General features: G+C 65.7%; 14 protein-coding genes and 1 tRNA gene. 9 read left to right on the plus strand and 6 right to left on the minus strand.

What is annotated here, in order from left to right:
* Nucleotides 1-6: 6 nt before the first annotated feature.
* From WHZ77_RS02450 to rpmH, 5 genes are all read right to left on the minus strand, one after another.
* The gene (locus WHZ77_RS02450; protein ID WP_375312227.1) at nucleotides 7-366 is read right to left on the minus strand and encodes a DUF423 domain-containing protein; all 360 of its coding nucleotides are present in this window, start codon (nucleotides 364-366) and stop codon (nucleotides 7-9) included.
* Nucleotides 366-1,019, minus strand: coding sequence for a ribosome biogenesis GTP-binding protein YihA/YsxC (yihA, locus tag WHZ77_RS02455; protein ID WP_375312228.1), 654 nt, complete (start codon nucleotides 1,017-1,019; stop codon nucleotides 366-368). The genes WHZ77_RS02450 and yihA overlap by 1 nt, the downstream gene beginning before the upstream one ends.
* 136 nt (nucleotides 1,020-1,155) lie before the next feature.
* A complete protein-coding gene (gene yidC / locus WHZ77_RS02460; protein ID WP_375314647.1) occupies nucleotides 1,156-3,006 on the minus strand; it encodes a membrane protein insertase YidC in 1,851 nt (616 codons plus the stop codon).
* A 17-nt stretch (nucleotides 3,007-3,023) separates the two neighbouring features.
* Nucleotides 3,024-3,476, minus strand: coding sequence for a ribonuclease P protein component (gene rnpA / locus WHZ77_RS02465; RefSeq protein WP_375312229.1), 453 nt, complete (start codon nucleotides 3,474-3,476; stop codon nucleotides 3,024-3,026).
* Between the two features lie 27 nt (nucleotides 3,477-3,503).
* Nucleotides 3,504-3,638 (minus strand): 50S ribosomal protein L34, encoded by a 135-nt coding sequence (gene rpmH / locus WHZ77_RS02470; RefSeq protein WP_008542748.1) that lies wholly within the window; start codon nucleotides 3,636-3,638, stop codon nucleotides 3,504-3,506.
* Nucleotides 3,639-3,987: 349 nt separating this feature from the next.
* Here rpmH and WHZ77_RS02475 point away from each other — a divergent pair, with 349 nt between their 5' ends.
* The 5 genes from WHZ77_RS02475 to WHZ77_RS02495 all read left to right on the plus strand — a co-directional run bounded on the left by WHZ77_RS02475 (nucleotide 3,988) and on the right by WHZ77_RS02495 (nucleotide 9,241).
* Entirely contained in the window at nucleotides 3,988-5,487 is a 1,500-nt protein-coding gene (locus tag WHZ77_RS02475; protein ID WP_375312230.1) for an ATP-binding protein, read from the plus strand.
* A 244-nt stretch (nucleotides 5,488-5,731) separates the two neighbouring features.
* Nucleotides 5,732-5,808, plus strand: a tRNA-Arg gene (locus tag WHZ77_RS02480).
* Between the two features lie 177 nt (nucleotides 5,809-5,985).
* Nucleotides 5,986-6,552, plus strand: coding sequence for a cytochrome b (locus WHZ77_RS02485; RefSeq protein ID WP_375314648.1), 567 nt, complete (start codon nucleotides 5,986-5,988; stop codon nucleotides 6,550-6,552).
* A gap of 39 nt (nucleotides 6,553-6,591) precedes the next feature.
* Nucleotides 6,592-7,293 carry a VIT family protein gene (locus WHZ77_RS02490; protein ID WP_375312231.1) on the plus strand — a complete coding sequence of 234 codons (702 nt, stop codon included), beginning with the start codon at nucleotides 6,592-6,594 and terminating at the stop codon, nucleotides 7,291-7,293.
* A gap of 115 nt (nucleotides 7,294-7,408) precedes the next feature.
* Nucleotides 7,409-9,241 carry a heavy metal translocating P-type ATPase gene (locus WHZ77_RS02495; protein ID WP_375312232.1) on the plus strand — a complete coding sequence of 611 codons (1,833 nt, stop codon included), beginning with the start codon at nucleotides 7,409-7,411 and terminating at the stop codon, nucleotides 9,239-9,241.
* Between the two features lie 74 nt (nucleotides 9,242-9,315).
* On the opposite strand, the gene WHZ77_RS02500 is transcribed toward WHZ77_RS02495, so the two are convergent.
* Nucleotides 9,316-10,092 carry an IclR family transcriptional regulator gene (locus WHZ77_RS02500; RefSeq protein ID WP_375312233.1) on the minus strand — a complete coding sequence of 259 codons (777 nt, stop codon included), beginning with the start codon at nucleotides 10,090-10,092 and terminating at the stop codon, nucleotides 9,316-9,318.
* A 180-nt stretch (nucleotides 10,093-10,272) separates the two neighbouring features.
* On the opposite strand from WHZ77_RS02500, the gene WHZ77_RS02505 reads away from it, so the two are divergent.
* The 4 genes from WHZ77_RS02505 (at nucleotide 10,273) to WHZ77_RS02520 (ending at nucleotide 18,844) form a co-directional block, all read left to right on the plus strand.
* Complete coding sequence (locus WHZ77_RS02505) at nucleotides 10,273-11,064, plus strand: enoyl-CoA hydratase/isomerase family protein (protein ID WP_375312234.1); 792 nt, start codon at nucleotides 10,273-10,275, stop codon at nucleotides 11,062-11,064.
* 3 nt (nucleotides 11,065-11,067) lie between these two features.
* The gene (locus tag WHZ77_RS02510; RefSeq protein WP_375312235.1) at nucleotides 11,068-13,155 is read left to right on the plus strand and encodes an acetate--CoA ligase family protein; all 2,088 of its coding nucleotides are present in this window, start codon (nucleotides 11,068-11,070) and stop codon (nucleotides 13,153-13,155) included.
* Between the two features lie 22 nt (nucleotides 13,156-13,177).
* Complete coding sequence (locus tag WHZ77_RS02515; RefSeq protein ID WP_375312236.1) at nucleotides 13,178-14,212, plus strand: tripartite tricarboxylate transporter substrate binding protein; 1,035 nt, start codon at nucleotides 13,178-13,180, stop codon at nucleotides 14,210-14,212.
* A 363-nt stretch (nucleotides 14,213-14,575) separates the two neighbouring features.
* Nucleotides 14,576-18,844 carry an autotransporter domain-containing protein gene (locus WHZ77_RS02520; RefSeq protein ID WP_375312237.1) on the plus strand — a complete coding sequence of 1,423 codons (4,269 nt, stop codon included), beginning with the start codon at nucleotides 14,576-14,578 and terminating at the stop codon, nucleotides 18,842-18,844.
* The last annotated feature ends 120 nt before the right edge of the window (nucleotides 18,845-18,964 follow it).

Here is an 18,964-nt window from a genome sequence, read left to right on the forward strand (position 1 = left end):
CGCGCGTCACTTCCTCGCCACCACCGCCGCCAGCGTCACCGCCAGCCAGCTCGCAATCATCACCGTTCCGCCGGTCGGCGCCGCATAGGGAAACAGCGAATGGCCGGCATATTGCCGCAAGGTGAGGTCGCCCGCGAACAGCACAGCGCCAATCACGAAGCCGAACGCGGCAATGAGGCCAATTCCGCCGTGCAGAAGTCCGCGCGCGAGCAGCGCGACCGCGGTGAGTATGGCCGTTGCATGAAACAGCAGCATGGCGCTGGCCGAAGCGAGGCGGCCGGCATCGGCGCCGTGGGCGGAGGCGGCGGCCAGCGCGACGCCGGCGGCGCCCATCAAACCGGCAAGCCCAATGAGCAGGCGCGCCATCACGAGCTCCGCTCCTCCAGCAGCTTGGCGATCGCGGCGCGCAGTTCGGCCATGCCGGTCGAGCTGCGTGACGAGGTCGCCAGCACGTTTGGGAACGCGGCCGGATGCTTGGCCAGCGCCGCCTCCGTCTCGGCGATACAGGTCTGAAGCTCGGACGCCTTCACCTGGTCGGCCTTGGTCAGCACGATCTGGTAGCTGACGGCGGAGCGGTCGAGCGTCCCAAGGATTTCGAGATCGACGTCCTTGAGCCCGTGCCGCGCGTCGACCAGCACGTAGACGCGCGCGAGGCTGGCGCGTCCCAGCAGGAATTTGTGGATCAGCTCGGTCCAGGACGCGACCTGGCTCTTGGGCGCCTTGGCGTAGCCATAGCCGGGCATGTCGACGAGGCGCAGGTCTTTTTTCCCGGGGACCTCGAAGAAGATCAGTTCCTGGGTGCGGCCCGGCGTATGCGAGGTGCGCGCAAGCGCGTTGCGCCCCGTGAGCGCGTTGATCAGGCTGGACTTGCCGACATTGGAGCGGCCGGCAAAGGCGATCTCCAGCCCGTCCATCGGCGGCAGCGTCTGGACCGAGGGCGAGGCCCAGATGAACTGCCAGTCGCGGGTGAACAGTTTTCGCCCGGCCTCGGTCAGCTTCGCATCTTTGTCGTCGGTCATGCGAAGGCTTTCTGTTGATCCCTCATGGTGAGGAGGCGCGTAAGCGCCGTCTCGAACCATGAAGGCCCCGGTGCCCGTGGCCATCCTTCGAGACGCGGCCTTGCGGCCGCTCCTCAGGATGAGGGTCGAAGTATCGCTACGTCGCCTTCTTCGCGAACGTCGCCTTGAGATTGTCGAACAATTCCACCTTCACGCCGTTGCGGCGCATGATGAAGCTCTGCTGCAGCACCGAAAGCGTGTTGTTCCAGGCCCAGTAGATCACGAGGCCTGCCGGGAAGCCCGCCAGCATGAAGGTGAAGATCAGCGGCATCCAGTTGAAGATCATCTGCTGGGTCGGATCCGGCGGCGTCGGGTTCAGCTTCATCTGGAACCACATCGTGATGCCCATGATGATCGGCCAGATGCCGAGCGCGAGGTAGTGGCCGAACAGCGGCAGCGTGGTCGGGTCGAACGGGATCAGGCCGAACAGGGTGAACAGATTGGTCGGATCCGGCGCGGAGAGGTCCTTGATCCAGCCGAAGAACGGCGCGTGCCGCATCTCGATGGTGACGAACAGCACCTTGTAGAGCGAGAAGAACACCGGAATCTGGATCACCACGGGAAGACAGCCGGCGACCGGATTGATCTTCTCCTTGCGGTAGATCTCCATCATCTCCTGCTGCTGCTTCACCTTGTCGTCGGGATAGCGCTCTTTCAGCGCCGCAAGCTGCGGCTGCACCGACTTCATCTTCGCCATCGAGGCGTAGGACTTGTTCGCCAGCGGGAAGAACAAGAGCTTCACGATCACGGTCACGAGCAGGATCGAGATGCCGAAATTGCCGAAGAAGCGGTAGAAGAAGTCGAGGCCGAGGAACATCGGCTTGGTGATGAAGTAGAACCAGCCCCAGTCGATCAAGAGATCGAAATGGTTGAGGCCGAGCTCCTTGTTGTAGCCGCCGAGGCCGGCGAACGGGAACACGCCGACGACGCCGGCTTCCTTGGCGCCCGCGAACAGCCGCGCATTCGCGGTCGCAGTGCCGCCGATTGCGACAGTGACGGGGTCGAGCAGATAGTCGGTCTGGTAGGTGTGGACGTTGCCGACCGGGTTCGATGAGAACCGCGCCTGCAGCCGTGCACCGGTGTCGGGCAGCAGCGCCGAAGCCCAGTATTTGTCGGTGATGCCGAGCCAGCCGTTGGTGACATTGTTGAAGTTCACCGTCTTGGCTTCGTCGACTTTCTTGTAGGCGTATTCCTGCAGCTTCTCGTCGCCGAGATAGCCGATCAGGCCTTCGTGCAGGATGTAATAGCCCGAGACCTGCGGGGCGCCGTGACGCGAGATCAGCGCGAACGGATAGAGCGTGACCGGCGCATTGCCGACATTGCTCACCTCGTCCTTGATCGTGAACAGATAGTGGTCGTCGACCGCGATGGTGCGGCGGAAAGTGAGGCCATCCCCATTGTCCCACTTCAACACCACGGGCGTGGGCGGCGTCAGGCTGCCGGACCCCTCCTGCTGCCAGACGGTCTGCGCATCGGGCATCTTCGCCGTGACACCGGTCGCCGCGACCCAGCCGAACTCGGCGTAATAGGGCTCAGCTGTGCCCGAGGGCGAATAGAGGATGATCGGCGGCGATTTCGGGTCCACCGTCTCGCGGAACTGCAGCAGCGCGATGTCGTCGATGCGGCCGCCCTTCAGCGACACGCTGCCGGAAAGCCGCGGCGTGTCGATCTTCACGCGCGGGCTGGAAGCGATCGCGGTGTCGCGGGCAACGACTGGCTGGCCGGGCTGGGTCGCGCCCGGGGTCGACGGCTGTGCGGGAGCGCCGGGCTGCGGGGCTGCGCCCGGCGTCGCCGACGCCGTCGGCTGCGGCGTGCCCTTCTGGAGCTCGGTCGCCTGCTGCTGGGCGCGCTGCTTCTCCATCGCCGGCACGTTGTAGAAATACTGCCAGGCGATCAGCACCAGGCCCGATAGAATGACGGCGAGGATGGTATTGCGATTGTCGGTCATCATCTAATGTCTCGTCATCAATCGGGTTTGCGGCTGGCGGCTGCAGCGGGGCCAGGATCTGGCCTTGAAGGATCTGGCCTTGAAGGAACTCGGCTTGAACCCGGCCTTGGACCGCGTCCCTTGTACGCCTGCCGCGAGGGCTTCGTGAGCGCCGTTCGGAGATCGTCGAGCATGGTGGCGAAGTCACGCGAGAGCGCGTCCCTCCGGCCGACCAGCACATAATCATGATGGGGCTGCATCGACACCGGGTCGAGCCGCTTCACCATTTCGCGAAGCCGGCGCCGGATGCGATTGCGCTCGGGGGCGTTGCCGTTCTTTTTGGTGACGGTAAAGCCGATCCGGATCGGGCCGCTGTCGTCGCGGCCAAGATTCTGGCGGCGGTCAAGGCTTTGCAGGACGAACGCGGGACTGTTCACCCGCGCGCCATTGGCAACGGCGAGGAAATCCGCCCGCTGCCTCAGCCGATCCATGATGAAATCCCAAAAAGGGGGTCTGGCTCAGGCGCTCAGACGCTTGCGGCCGCGGGCGCGGCGAGCGGCGAGGACCTTGCGGCCGCCGGCTGTGGCGAGACGGGCACGGAAACCGTGACGGCGCTTGCGCACCAGTTTGCTGGGTTGATAAGTCCGCTTCACGGGTTTTTCTCCGCTGACCGGGCAATTTGCCTGTAGAATTGATGATAAAGCCCGGAAGATGCTGCCCAAAACGAGCCTTTTTCGGCCCCAAGAGAGCCGCTCCCGGCGTCACACCGGGTCATCGCGGACAATTGCGCGGCTTATATGCGAGCGGCTTGTTTTCGTCAACGCCGCAAGAGCGCGCGATTCCGGTGAATATCGCTGCTCGCGCGGGGTTTTTAACCCTTGAGGTGGCGACTCGCCATATCAACGCTTACATCCCACCTTGGCAGATTAGCGATCCGTAATTTGACCGGACACCGGGGCGGGTCGCATCCTCCATCACCCAAGGCCAACAGGGGCGAATTTCGTGGCAGCGACAGATCGCCAGCCGGTCCAGGATCTGGATCAGCCGGACCAGCCGGCGACGCGGCCGCGTGGGGCGGCCGGGCTCGGCCTGTCCGGCAAGCTGCTGCTGCTCACCGTCCCCCTCGTGATGATCGCGGCCAGCCTGCTCTATGTGCCTGCGATCGCCAACTTCTGGGTGAACCGGCTCAACGACCGGGTCGCGGCGGCCAACACGGCCGCCCTCGTGCTCGACGCCGCCCCGCTCGGCATGGTTCCCGATTCGTTGTCCCGCGAGATCCTCAAGAGCATCAATGCCCGCGCGGTCGCGATCAAGATGGGTCAGCAGCGCCGGCTGCTCGCCAGCGACAATCTGCCGGCCGCGATCGAGCATGACGTCGACCTGCGCGACATGACCGCCTGGGAGGCGATCACCGGCTCGTTCCAGATGATGCTGGAGACCGGCAACCAGGCCATCCGCATCGTCGGGCCCGGCGTCGGCAATGCCCAGTTCGTCGAGATCGTCACCGACGAATTGCCGCTGCGGCAGCAGATGTACCGCTTCTCCCGCAACGTCGTGGTGGTCGCGCTGATCATCGCGGTGCTGACCGCGGGCCTCGTCTATCTCGTGCTGCATTACCTGTTCGTGCGGCCGATGCGGCGGCTGACCGCGAGCCTGGTCGGCTTCCACGAAAATCCGGAGAGTTCGGCGCGCATCATCGTCCCGAGCCAGCGCAGCGACGAGATCGGGGTCGCCGAGCGCGAATTGTCGGACATGCAGCGCGATCTGATGTCGATGTTGCATCAGAAGAGCCGGCTTGCCGCGCTCGGCCTCGCGGTGTCCAAGATCAACCACGATCTGCGCAATCTGCTGGCTTCGGCCCAGCTTCTGTCCGACCAGCTCGCCAGCGTGCCGGATCCGCGGGTGCAGCGCTTTGCGCCCAAGCTCGTGCGTTCGCTCGAGCGCGCCATCGCCTTTTGCCAGTCGACGCTGTCCTACGGCCGCGCCCAGGAGGCGGCGCCCGACCGGCGGATGATCCCGATCGAGCCGGTGGTGCTGGAGGTGCGCGAGACCGCGGGCCTCGCCTCCGATGCTGGAATCGTCTGGGTCGCCGCGATCGAGCGCGGGCTTGCGGTCGACGCCGATCCCGACCAGTTGTTCCGCGTGCTGCTCAACCTCGTTCGCAACGCGGCGCAGGCGCTCGAGAGCCATTCGGCGGGCGAGGGCAGCGCGCAGCAAATCCGGATCACCGGCAAGCGCGAAGGCGCGGTTGCCATTCTGGAAGTCTCCGACACCGGCCCCGGCGTGCCCCAAAGGACCCGGGATCACCTGTTCGAGGCGTTCCAGACCTCCGGCCGCCCCGGCGGCAGCGGTCTCGGCCTCGCCATCGCCGCCGAACTCGTCCGCGCCCATGGCGGCGACATCCATTTGGTCGAAGGCACCATTGGTGCCACCTTCCGGATCGTCATTCCCGACCGCCCGGTGGAACTCCTCTCCATCCGCAACGAGCGGGCGCGGGCGTAAGTCGGCCAGAGGCCGAGTTGCGTCTTCATTTTCAGGGGCCGTTCCCGACTATCTTCCGTCATTCCGGGCCTGGCCCTGCGGGCCATCCCGGAATGACGAGGCAACTGTCATCCCCCTGCAAAATCTCCCCATCCCGGCGCTTGCCAATCGCGGCAAGAGCGGTTAGTCAGAGCGCTCTTTCGCACCCCTCCGGCGTTGTCCGGAGGCTGCCTGCGGGCTCAGGCTCGCACTGTTCGCGAAAAACGCGCCCGTAGCTCAGCTGGATAGAGCATCAGACTACGAATCTGAGGGTCGGACGTTCGAATCGTTCCGGGCGCGCCATTTCTCGACGATCGACAATCCCGCCAAGATCTCATGCCCTGCTGCGGGCAAGCGGCGCATCAAGCCGTTTGCGGCGCGCGTGAGCCGCTCCGCCTGAACAAGCGCGCCTTGCCGCCGCGGAGCGATCAGGTTGATCCACCTCAATGCATCTCAGCCGTGCGGGAATATCCTTTGAACATGCAGCTATTCAATTCAACGAAGGACTACGGTGCGGTTGCGCAGGCGCTGCATTGGCTGACAGTGTTCCTTGTTGCTCTCGCCTGGGCGCTCGGGATTTTTGGCGATGTGCTGCCCAAAGGAGGGCCGCGTGAATCCGGACTGTTCGTTCACGTTTCTGCGGGAATAGCCGTGCTCGCCCTTCTCGTCGCGCGCCTGACCTGGCGGTTGGTTGATCCGTCTCCACAGTCGGAAGCGACCGAATTTGGCGACTGGATGGGACAGTGGCTGGATCCTGCCGCCCGGATCGCGCACTACAGCCTCTATGTGTTGCTGGTCGCGGTTCCCGTCGTCGGCATCGTGCTTCAGTTTGCGCGCGGCGATGCCCTGCCGCTGTTTGGTCTGGCCGAGATTCCTTCGCCTTGGCTGAATGATCGTGCCTTCGCCCGGAATGTGAAGGAGGTGCACGAAATTCTCGCCCATGCACTGGTGATTCTCGCAGCCTTCCACGCTGCCGCCGCGCTGGTCCATCACTGGATATTTCGCGATCGCACGCTCGTGCGAATGCTGCCTCACTCCGACAGATAGCGCGGGCGGCATTCTAGGCGCTTCAGGGATTATTTGGACATGAGCCGCCTTCGCGCGCATCCCGAAAATCATCTGGTCGATAGGATCGGATGGTTGAGAGCCGCCGTTCTCGGAGCCAATGACGGCATCATCTCCACCGCGAGTCTGATTGTCGGCGTTGCCGCGGCAGCCGCAACGCGAAACGACGTCTTGATCGCGGGAATTGCGGGATTGGTGGCCGGTGCCATGTCGATGGCAGCCGGCGAATATGTTTCCGTCAGTTCGCAGTCGGATACCGAGCAGGCCGATCTTGCGCGGGAAGCCAGGGAATTGAGCGAGAACCCGGCGTTTGAACTCGACGAACTTGCCGACATCTACGTCAAGCGCGGCGTCGACGGGCACTTGGCGCGGCAGGTGGCCGAGCAGTTGATGGCCAAGGACGCATTGAAGGCCCATGCACGCGACGAATTGGGAATCTCGGAAGTCACCGCAGCCCGGCCCATCCAGGCCGCGCTCGCGTCGGCGGCCATGTTCTCGGTGGGCGCCGCCATGCCCTTGCTGATGGTCGCCATATCCCCGGTCAACGCGCTGGTGCCGGTCGTATCCGCGGCATCGCTGGCCTTTCTCGCCGTGCTGGGGGCGATCGGCGCAAAGGCCGGCGGCGCCAACGTCCTGCGCGCCACCACTCGAGTGACGTTTTGGGGCGCGTTTGCTCTGGCGCTGACCGCCGGTATCGGAAAATTGTTTGGTACGGTGGTGTAGAATTCCGGCCGGGCGCCCGTCTCGAGAGCGCCGACAGCGATTGAATCCGGGACGCTCCGCGTGGGCAATCTGGCGACAGCCGTCCCGATTTTGGTCGCGCAACGAGGTCGATTGAATGCTTGCCGGCTTCCTGGTTCGAGCCCTGCTGGTCGTGTTGCCGGCGTTCGGTCTTGCCTTTGGCTTTGCCATTCCGCTGCTCGGACAGGCCGCGTGGCAGGATGGTGTCTGGGCGATGTTCACGATTCCGGTTCTGATCGTGCTCGTGTACGACATCGTCACGAGCCTGCGACGCGGTGAAGTCGGCCTCGATATCGTTGCAGCCTTGTCGATGGTTGCCGCCCTCGTCGTGGGGGAGGAGCTGGCGGCGATCGTCGTTGCCCTGATGTATGCCGGTGGGCAATTTCTCGAAGCCTTTGCCGAACGCCACGCGCGCGGCGAGATGACGGCGCTGCTGGCGCGGGTGCCTCGAACGGCCGTTCAGTATCGGGACGGCGGACTGGAAGAGGTGGCGCTGGACCTGATTGCGCCGGGCGACCGTCTGTTGATCCGGCAGGGCGATGTCGTCCCGGTCGACGGCGTGGTGGCCAGCACCCTCGCGGTGTTGGATCAATCCGCGCTCACGGGAGAGCCGATCCCGGTCCAGCAACATGCCGGCGACGAGGCGATGAGCGGATCGACCAACGCCGGCGACGCATTCGATCTCGTCGTATCGCGCCGTGCCGCCGAAAGCACTTATGCCAGCATCGTGCGCCTGGTCGAAGGCGCGCAGCGCTCCAAGGCGCCGATGTCGCGGCTTGCCGATCGCTTTGCGATGGTGTTCCTCGCGATGACCGTGCTGATCGCGGCCGCCGCCTGGTTCTTCACCGGCGATCCGGTCCGTGCGGTCGCCGTTCTCGTCATTGCGACGCCGTGTCCCCTCATTCTCGCTGTGCCGGTTGCCATCGTGTCCGGCCTGTCCCGGGCGGCGAGACATGGCATTCTGATCAAGGGAGGCAAGGCGATCGAAGCGCTCGCGCGCATCAATTCGCTGGTCCTCGACAAGACCGGCACTCTCACCGACGGCAGGGCGAAGGTCGTGGCCGTCAACGTATCGGCCAATGCCGATCCCGACGATGTGTTGCGCCTCGCAGCCTCGCTTGATCAAGCGTCCAAGCACATCATCGCCCAGACCATCGTTGCCGAGGCTCAGAGCCGTCAGCTCAAGCTCACCATCCCATCCAGCGTCGCCGAAACGCCGGGCGAGGGCGTCCAGGGCGTCGTGGAAGGGCAATCCGTCGCGGTCGGTGGTGTCAGGTTCGTAACCTCGAAATTGACGCAAGCCGTGGAGAATTCCGTCCAGCCGTCAAGGGATGCCGGCGCCGCCACTGTTGCCGTTGCAATCGACGGTCATATGGCGGGCGAGATCAGGCTGGCCGACGAGCTGCGGTCCGGCACACAATTTCTCCTTCAGCGTTTGAGAACCCTGGGAGTCCAGCGGATCGTTCTGGCAACGGGAGATCGCCGCGAGGTGGCCGAGGCGATCACTGCCGGTCTGGACATCGATTCGGTTCGTGCGGGGCTGACGCCGGATCAGAAGGTCCTGGTCGTGCTCTCAGAGCGGAAAAACGGCCCCGTCATGATGGTTGGCGACGGCGTCAACGACGCGCCCGCGCTTGCCGCGGCCGACGTCGGCGTGGCCATGGGAGCCAGGGGCGCTACTGCATCCGCCGAGGCCGCCGACGTCGTCATTCTGGTGGATCATCTCGACCGCATCGTGCCGGCGATCGAGATCGCCCGACGTTCCCGTTTCATCGCTTTGGAGGGTGTCTTTGCCGGAATGGGGCTCTCGGTCATCGGAATGGTGGCCGCCGCGCTGGGTTACCTGACGCCGGTACAAGGGGCCTTGATACAAGAGGCGATCGACGTTGCGGTGATCGTGAATGCGCTTCGGGCGCTCGGCGGCCGCTAACGAAGGCACCCCTCGTGGTCCATTCTGAATGGCGCGCCTGGTTCGAGGACCGGGGCGCAGCGGCATCGTTGCCATCAACGGCCCGCCAGCACCTCCTTGCACTTGGCCGCGAAGGCATTGAGGTATGAGCCGATCTCGCTCGCCAGCGCATCGGATCGATCGACATTTTGCAGGCTCATGTTCAATGCGTAGACCGGAAGCCCGTCGAGCACGATGGGCGTTGCGACGGCAAAAACGGCTGGCTGCCACGACACCGCGCAATAGCCGTCGCGTTCGACGGCGCTGATCGATGTCCTGACGTCCGCGAGCAGCGCCTTCGTGGCCGCAGCGCTGCGCCGTTTGAACAGTTTTAGCAATCGCTCGCGCTCGGTTTCCGCAATGCCCGCCAGATAGGCGCGACCGAGCGACGTCAACTCCATCGGCACCTGCTGCCCGGCGACCACGTTGCGCAGCGCCGCGCGGGGGCTGTAGCGGATCGATTCAAGATAGACCATCACGGTTCTGTCAGCGGTCGCTAACCCCACGTTCAGCCGGCGCTTCGCGGATTCCGCCCGCATCATGGCCCCGATCGCGTTGAGCGCGGGTGATCCCGTCCGCATCGCGTGGCCGATACTGATGACGGATGCGGCAAGGCGGTAGGTTCGCTCAGCGCGGACTTCGTCGAGCATCCCGGAGTTGACCAGCGTTCGTGTCAGCCGGCTGACCGTCGATCGCGGCAAACCGGTTCGCTCCGCAATCTCGCCGTTGCCCAGCGTGTCGACGCCGGGCCGGAAGGCCCTCAGGATTTCGACGCCCCTTTCGAGCGACCGGTTGCCATCAACCCCGCCCGCATATCTGCGCGCCTGCGCCATCTCCAGCCTCCCAGGAATTCCCGCTAAGCCATTTCCACTAAGTGGAATTAGGGGGATGTGCCTGATGGCGCAAGCCGATATAGGCACGGGCAAGAAGAATGCCCGGCCGCGCACGGCTCATTGAGGAAATGGCACGGCCTGAACGGCATTCGGGAGCCGACTCCAACCACGGAGCTTGCCATGGCCTATCAGCTCATCGAATTTTCCGCAGAAGCCGGTGTCGCGACGATCGCCTTCAACCGGCCGGAACGGCGCAACGCCATGAGCGACGAGATGCGCGCCGAGTTCGTCAATGCGCTCGAGACCGTCGCCCGCGACAAGGCGATCAAGGCCCTGGTGCTGACCGGGCGCGGCAATGCCTTCTGTGCCGGCGGCGACATCAGCGGGATGAAGCGGCGGCTCGAGTCGCCGCAGGGCGAAGTCGCATTCAACGGATGGAGCCGTCAGCAGGGCGTGCACCATGTGCAGTCGTTCCTGCTCGGCCTGCCGAAACCGACGATTGCCGCCGTCAACGGTGCCGCGGCGGGCCTCGGTGCGGACACCGCGCTTGCCTGCGACTTCGTCATGGGAACGGAACGATCGAAATTCACCTGGTCGTATATCAAGCGAGGCCTGATACCCGATGGCGGCGGCCTGTATTTCCTGCCGCGCCGGGTCGGGCTTCCCAAGGCCAAGGAGCTGATCTTCACCGGGCGCATGATCGAGGCCGACGAAGCGCTGTCGCTCGGCATCGTCGATCGCAAGGTGGCCTCGGCTGAACTGCTCCCGGCAGCGCAGGCCTGGGCAGCCGAACTGGCTCAGGGATCTCCCACGGCGCTGGCGCTGGGCAAGAAGATCCTGAACGAGACCTTCGAGCGTTCCGCACATGACATCTTCAGTCTCGGCAGCCAGGCCCAGGCCATCTGCTACACCAGCGCAGAGCATCGGGACGCCGTGACGGCGTTCCTCGCGCAATCCGCGTCAAAGGATTGAGCGATGGATGCGATCGAACGCCTGATCCGGCCGCGCAGCGTCGCAATCATCGGCGCGTCGGCAGACCCGAGCAAGACGGCGGGGCGGCCGGTCTCCTATCTCCAGAAGCACGGCTTTGCGGGCAAGATCTATCCCGTCAATCCGAAGGTCGCGGACATCGGCGGTCTGGCTTGTTACGCCGACATCGCTTCGCTGCCTGAAGTGCCTGATGTCGGCATTGTCCTGCTTGGCGCGGAGCGCGCGCATATCGCGGTGCGCCAATTGTCCGAGCGAGGCGCTGCGGCGGCGATCGTTCTTGCCAGCGGCTACACCGAGGCCGGCGCGGACGGCGCCGAGCGCCAGAAGCAGCTGATGGAAGCCGCCGGATCCATGCGCCTTCTCGGGCCGAACACGATCGGCCTCGTCAATCTCACCGACAATATCGTGCTTTCGGCATCCGGCGCCCTGGCGATGGATCACTTCCCGCTAGGTGCGATCGGGCTGGTCTCGCAAAGCGGGGGCATTCTCGGCGCCTTGTTGTCGCGCGCCGCGGCGCGCGGGGTCGGGCTGTCCAAGCTGGTGTCGACCAGCAACGAAGCCGATCTCGAGCTCGCGGATTTCATCGACTTTCTCGCCGACGACAGTGCGACCAGAGTCATTGCGCTCTATATCGAGGCGATCCGCAATCCGGCTCGCTTTCGCCAGGCGGTCCTCAGGGCGCGCCGCGCCGGCAAACCCGTCGTCGCCTTCAAGATCGGGCGATCGGAGGCGGGTGCAAAGGCCGCCGTCTCGCACACCGGGGCGCTTGCGGGTTCCGACCGCATGTACGACGCCTTGTTCAGGCAACTCGGCGTGATCCGCGCCAAGACGTTTGATGACCTGCTCGACATTCCCGCGGCCCTTGCGGCGGGGCGCAAGCTGTCCGGCAGGCGTGTGGCGATTCTCACCTCGACCGGCGGCGCCGGCACGATCGTGTCCGATAGTCTCGGCGTGGCCGGCTTTGCAACGCCCGCGCCCGACACCGAGACGTCAGCGCAATTGCGTAGCCTTCAGTCGGGATCGCACGCCACGCTCGATCGCAATCCGATCGACGTGACCTTGGCCGGTTTGCAGCCGGATCTGCTCCGCGCCGCAATCCGCATCCTGCTCGCAAGTCCCTCCTACGACGCGCTGACCATTATTGTCGGCTCTTCAGCCGTGGGATCGCCAACTTTGATGGCCGATGCCATCCACGACTGCCTGCCGATGAGCGACAAGCCCGTCATTGCCTATGTCAGTCCCTACGCGCCCGACGTGGTCTCCGTCCTCACCCGGCGAGGCGTTCCGGCCTATACGTCCGCCGAGAGCTGCGCTGGTGCGCTCGACGGGCTCTTGCAGGCCGGAGTGCCGGAACAGGTCCGGACATCCGGCTCGATCGAGCCGGCGGCCGATATCAGCGACTTCCCGGCGGGATCGCTGGATGAAGCACAGGCCAAGGCGCTGTTCGCCCGTTTCGGCGTTCCCATCGTGGTCGAGAAGGTGGTCGCAACGTCAAGCGAAGCGGAGCAGGCGGCGCGCGACCTCGGTGGCCGGGTCGTGCTCAAGATTCTCTCGCGCGAGATCGCGCACAAGAGCGATGTCGGCGGCGTCGCGGTCAACCTGACCACTGATACGATTGGCGGCCGCCTGACCTTGATGGCGGACGAGGTCGAGGCCAGGACGGGCAAGCGAGCCGAACGCTTCCTGGTTCAGGAAATGATCTCAGGCGGCGTAGAAATCATTCTCGGGATGCATCGCGATCCCTTGGGGACAGCGATCCTTCTCGGAATGGGCGGCGTCTCCGCCGAACTGTTCAAGGACACGACGATGCGTCTGCTTCCACCGGAAGGCGGCCTCGGCTTGTCCGAGGCTCGCGCGATGGCGCGCGATCTCGTCATGTGGCCGTTGCTGGACGGTTTTCGTGGCCGGCCGAAATGCGATGTCGAAGCCCTCGCGGAAACGATCGTCGCTTTCTCTCGCATGGTTGCGCAACTCGGCGACCGCCTCGCCGAGGCTGAAATCAATCCGGTTTTCGTGCTGCCGGCGGGCCAGGGCGTGAAGGCGGCGGACGGATTGGTTGTTCTCAATGACTGAACAAAATCGGATGGAGCTCCAGATGGCCATTGGCGGAATCATCAATCACGACGGCGCTTGCGGGACGGGTTTTGCCGTGCGGCGCTGGCTGAGCCTCGCCATCCTCGTCGGCGCAGTCATGCCAATGGTCACGGGGCTTGGCGTAGCGCCGGCGCGCGCCGAATATCCCGAGAAGATCGTCAAGATCGTGGTGCCCTTCGCCGCGGGCGGCGGCACCGACATCATCGCGCGAACGACCGCGCAGGAAATCCAAACGGACCTCGGCAAAGCCGTCATCATCGAGAACAAGCCCGGCGCCGGGACCATCATCGGCACCCAGACGGTCGCCACGAGCGAGCCCGACGGCTATTCGCTGCTGATGGCGACCTTCGCCCACGCGGTCAACCCGAGCCTGTACAACAAATTGCCGTTCGACCCGCACAAGGATTTCGCGGCGGTCTCGCTGATTGCGCGATCCTTCAACATCGTCGTCGTCAACCCTGCATCCAAGATCAACTCGATCTCCGATCTGATCGCTGAAGCCAAGGCCAATCCGGGCAAGCTCAATTTCGGGACGTTCGGCACCGGTACTTCGGCCCATCTCGCAGGCGAGCTGTTCAATGCGATGGCGAAGGTCAAGATGACGGCGGTGCCCTACAAGGGCGCGGCGCCTGCGATCAGCGATCTCCTGGGCGGGCAGATCGACGTGATGTTCACCACCGTGGCGAGCGCGGCCTCGCTGGTGTCCGCGGGCCAGCTCCGGGCGCTGGCGGTCACATCCGCCGAGCGTTCGACCGCGTTTCCGCAGTTGCCGACCGTCGCGGAGGCGGGGGTGCCCGGCTACGCTGCCGAGTCGTGGTACGGATTGTACGCGCCGGCCAAGACGCCCGCTCCCGTGATTGCACGCTTGAATCGGGCGGTCGCAAAGGCTGTTCAGTCCGGTGGTTTCAAGCAGCTCGAGGCGAACGAAGGCCTCATCATGGTGGGGGGCTCCCCGGAACAGCTCGATCGCTATGTCGGGCAGGAAGAGGAGCGCTGGCGCAAGCTGGTCAAGGACGCGAATATCGAGGTGCAATAGGCTCCGTTCGACACTCCACATGCGGACAGCGTCAATTTGCTGTCTCGTTATTTCTCTCTGCTGGCGGCAGTGGGACGCGCTACGGAGATGCAGCAGGGCCATCTTCGTCGGCCGTCCCACTGCTCCGGTTCGCGAACGGAGCAAGCCGCGACTTGCATCGCGCGCAACATGCTTGCGCCTGGCGCGATAGGCAGCGGATCAGGCGCTGAGCGATAATTGCATCGCATCATGCGGGGCGCTTTTTCCGTCTCCGGTGTGCTCCGCTTGGCCGGGTGGAACGTGACTGGGCGCGATCGGGCGCCATTGCCTGAATTGAACTGATTTTGCGGCCGCGGTGCCGTCCAAGTTGCCGAAGGGGCACCGATGACGACGACAGCGGCCGGTTGGGCGGCCACCGGACTCGAGCGGGACAGCGGTGAGGGGTTGTCCAGCGTCGATCATTCCAGCGTGACGGCTGATCGGGCGCAGCGGATCGCAATTCAGCGTCGGCACGCGCGAGTTGTGCTCGGCTCGGTGTCGATTGCCGCGCTGGCCCTCTCGTTCGTGATCGCCGTCTTGACGACGGCGAAGGCTCAGGCGCAATCGGCGACCGGCGGTACCGGGGGTACGGGTTTCAGCACCAGCAACGTCGACGTCACGGGCGGGAGTGGCGGCGCGGCCGGCACTGCCGGCCAAAACGGCTTCGGCTTCGGTGGCCTCGGAGGCTCGGCCGGAACATCTGGATCTCCCAACGGTGGCACCGGCGGCCCCGGTGAGGCGAGTTTCGGCGGGGCTGGTGCCGGCGGCGGCGGAGGCGGCGCCAATGGTCCGTTCCCGGACCCGGGCACCCCATTCACGTCGATTGGCGGTGATGGCGGCGTCGGCGGCGCTGGCGTCAACGGTGGTATCGTGTCCAGCGGCGGAGGCGGTGGCGGCGCGGGCGGCGATGCATCACGGTTCGGGTCCTTCGGCGGCGTGACCTTCATCCTGACCCAGCGCTTCGGCGGCAACGGGGGCAATGGCGGAGCAGCCACCCTTGCCAGCGGCGGCGGCGGGGGTGGCGGCGGCGCGGGCGTAGTGTTCCTGGACCCGGGCACTCTCGAGATCTTCCACAACGTGACCGGCGGTGCGGGCGGCGCCGGCGGGATTGGCGGAAGCATCGGCACCGGCGGCACCGGCGGCACGGGCACCGGCGGCGCTGTCGGCGGTAATGGCGGGGCCGGAGTTGGCGGCGGCGGCGGTGGTGGCGCAGGCATTGTCCTGGAGCAGGGCGGCAGCCTGATCATCGACAACGGGATGTTCATTCGTGGCGGCGCCGGCGGTGCGGGCGCGCAAGGAGGCGCCGGCGGCGCGGGGATCGTCGGCGGTGCCGGTGGCAACACCTCCGTCTCGGTCAAGGGCGGTTTCGTCATCGGCGGCCTTGGTGGCGACGGCGTGACGCGCGCCAACGCCATCTCGCTGTTCGGCGACAACAACCGCGTGGAAGTGCAGGCGCACCCGATCTTCGGCGCCAGCCTCTTTACCGGTAACGTCGCGGTGTCCGGCGGCGGCACCAACAACGTCCTGGCGCTCGGCGGCGCCGTCGATGCCGATTTCGACGTCTCGCAGATCGGCGCCACGAAGCAATATCGCGGCTTCGACACCTTCGAGAAAACGGGATCGGGCACCTGGACGCTGTTCGGCGCCGGCAACCAGAACTGGTCGGTCACATCGGGCGTGCTGAGGGGCGACACCAGCAGCCTCGCGGGACACGTGACCTTCGCCAGCGGCGCGGGCAGCCGCAGCGTCACCTTCGATCAGAATTTTGCTGGGACCTATGGCGGCACCATTTCCGGAGACGGCACCTTCACCAAGGTCGGCACCGGCACCGTGACGCTGACGGGAACGCATAGCTATACCGGCGGCACGACGATCCAGGCCGGCATTCTGCAGATCGGCGATGCGACCCATGTCGCCTCGATCCCCGGGGCCGTCACGGTCAATGCGGCCGGCGGGCTCGATCTCGTCAACGCCGACACTGCCGGCATCACCACCATCGCCAATGACGGGGTCACGCGCTTTCTCGGCAACGCCAGCGCCGGCCATACGGCGATCAGCAACGGCACCAATGGCAAGGTCGATTTCAGCGGCAGTACTGGTCCTGCCGGTGACGGCAAGCTCGCGGTGGGATCGATCGCGGGCGCCGGCCATTTCTTTCTCGGCAACCGCGAGTTCGCCGTCGGCGGAAGCGGCACATCGACCACCGTCAGCGGCCTGATCTCCGACGGCAATTCCGCGGGTGGCGGCGCCAGCGGCGGTTCGCTGGTGAAGATCGGCGCGGGCACGCTGACGCTGACGGGTGCGAACACCTACACCGGCGGTACGACGATCGCGGCCGGCGCCCTCTCGGTCGCGGCCGATGCCAATCTCGGCGGGGCCTCCGGCGCACTCACCTTCACCGGCGGCACGCTGGTCACCACCGGCAGCTTCGACACCGCTCGAACGGTGTCGCTGCCGCAGGCCGGCCGCTTCGACGTCGCCGCCGCAACCACGCTCGGCCTGACCGGAGCGATGACCGGCAGCGGAGACCTGATCAAGCTCGGCGCCGGCACGTTGCGGCTCGACAATGCCGCCAACGCCTACGGCAACACGCTGGTTCAGGCCGGCACGCTGATCGGCCATGCGGGCTCGATCTCCGGCCATATCGGCAATGCCGGCACGGTCGTTTTCCAGCAAGCCGCCGATGCGAGTTTTGCCGGCGACATCCAGGCGCTGAACGGCTTGCGCGGCAGCATGGTCAAGCAAGGCGCCGGCGTGCTGACGCTGGGCGGCATCTCCGCGCTCGACTGGACAATCACGGCAGGCGGGCTGGTGACGGCGGCGGACCGCTTCGGCGGCAACGCGGCGATTGGCGCGGGCGCGTCCCTGACCTTCGACCAGACCGCCAATGCGTCCTATGCCGGTGCGTTGTCGGGACAAGGCAGCTTCCACAAAGGCGGCTCAGGCGCGCTCAACCTGACCGGCAATTCCTCCGCCTTCACCGGCACGACAATCGTCGATGCCGGCCTGTTGTCGATCAACGGATCGCTCGCCAATTCCGCCGTCACCGTCGCGAGCGGGGCTTCGCTTGGCGGCAACGGCACCGTCGGCGACACTGTCGTCTCGGGCACGGTTACGCCCGGCAATTCGATCGGCACGCTGCATGTGGCCGGCAACGTCACCTTCAACGCTGGCTCGACCTACAAGGTCGAGCTGAATGTGGCTGGGCAATCCGACCGCGTCGACGCCACCGGTTCAGCCGCGATCAATGGCGGCACGGTGCAGATTGCCAATGTGGCGGGTTCCTATGGGCTTGGCGCCCGCTACACCATCGTAACGGCTAGCGGCGGTGTCTCGGGTACGTTCGCAAGCCTGACGGCGCCGTCGACTCGATGGGCGCCGTTCCTCGCCTTCGGCCTGAGCTACGATCCGAATGCCGTCTATCTGGATGTGACGCGTAACGCCGTGTCCTTCGCGTCGGTTGGTCAGACGCGGAACCAGATTGCCACGGCTGGCGGGCTCGACAGCCTGCCGCTGTCGAGCGCGCTGGTGAACGCCGTTGCGCAGCTTGATACGCCGTCGGCCCGCAACGCCTTCGATGGGCTCTCGGGCGAGTTGCACGCGTCGGTCGGCACGGCGCTGGTCGAGGGCAGCGGCTTCGTTCGCGACAGCGCCACGAACCGCATCCGCGCGGCCTTCGGTGCCATCGGTGCATCGCGCGCGCCCGTCATGGCCTTGGCCGATCCGGCAATGGCCTACGCGTCGATCGAGCCCAAGGCGGCCGCGAACACAGCCGTGCCTGCGACCACCGAGCGCTTCGCGCTGTGGGGACAGGGCTTTGGTGGCTGGGGCCATACCGGCGGCGACGGCAATGCGGCCCGCCTCAACCGCTCGACCGGCGGCTTCGTCGCCGGTGGCGACGCGCCAATCCTCGAAACCTCGCGCCTCGGCATGATGGCCGGCTACAGCCGCACCTCCTTCGACGTGAGGGATCGCGCCTCGTCGGGCGCGAGCGACAATTGCCATCTCGGGCTCTATGGCGGCACGCAATGGGGCAATGTCGGTCTCCGCGCGGGTGCGGCCTATACCTGGCACGACATCTCGACCGGCCGCTCCGTGGCGCTCCCCGGCTTCAGCGACAGCCTGAAGGCTGGCTACCGGGCCGGAACGGCGCAACTGTTCGGTGAGCTCGGCTACGGCATCCGCGCCGGCAGATCCGGCGTCGAGCCCTTCGTCAATCTGGCTTACGTGAACCTGCGCACCGACGGCTTTGCCGAGACGGGCGGCGCGGCGGCGCTGAGCGGCAACGGCAGCAGCACCGCCGTCACCTTCAGCACCCTGGGTCTTCGCGCCTCGACCGACCTCAGGCTGGGCGGCATGAACCTGACCGCGCGCGCCACGCCCGGCTGGCGTCATGGCTTCGGCGACACGGTGCCGCTGTCGACCCTCATCTTCGCCGGCGGTTCATCCTTCACGGTCTCAGGCGTGCCGATCGCCCGGGATGCGCTGGTGCTCGATGCCGGACTTGACGTCGCCATGGGGCGGAACGCCACGTTCGGCATCTCCTATGGCGGACAGTTCGGCCATCACGCCACCGACCAGAGCCTCAAGGGCAGCCTCGCGGTCTCGTTCTAGCACCGGCCCGGTCATATTCCCGCGCCCGCGCCTCCGGCCGCCGTAACCGCCGGTTAACCATGGATATTTACGGTGTATCAAGCCTCTGAACCGGGGCTGTCAGTTGATTTTGAGTCCAAA

It is taken from the genome of Bradyrhizobium sp. A5 (assembly GCF_042076515.1).
Taxonomy (GTDB): Bacteria; Pseudomonadota; Alphaproteobacteria; order Rhizobiales; family Xanthobacteraceae; genus Bradyrhizobium; species Bradyrhizobium cosmicum.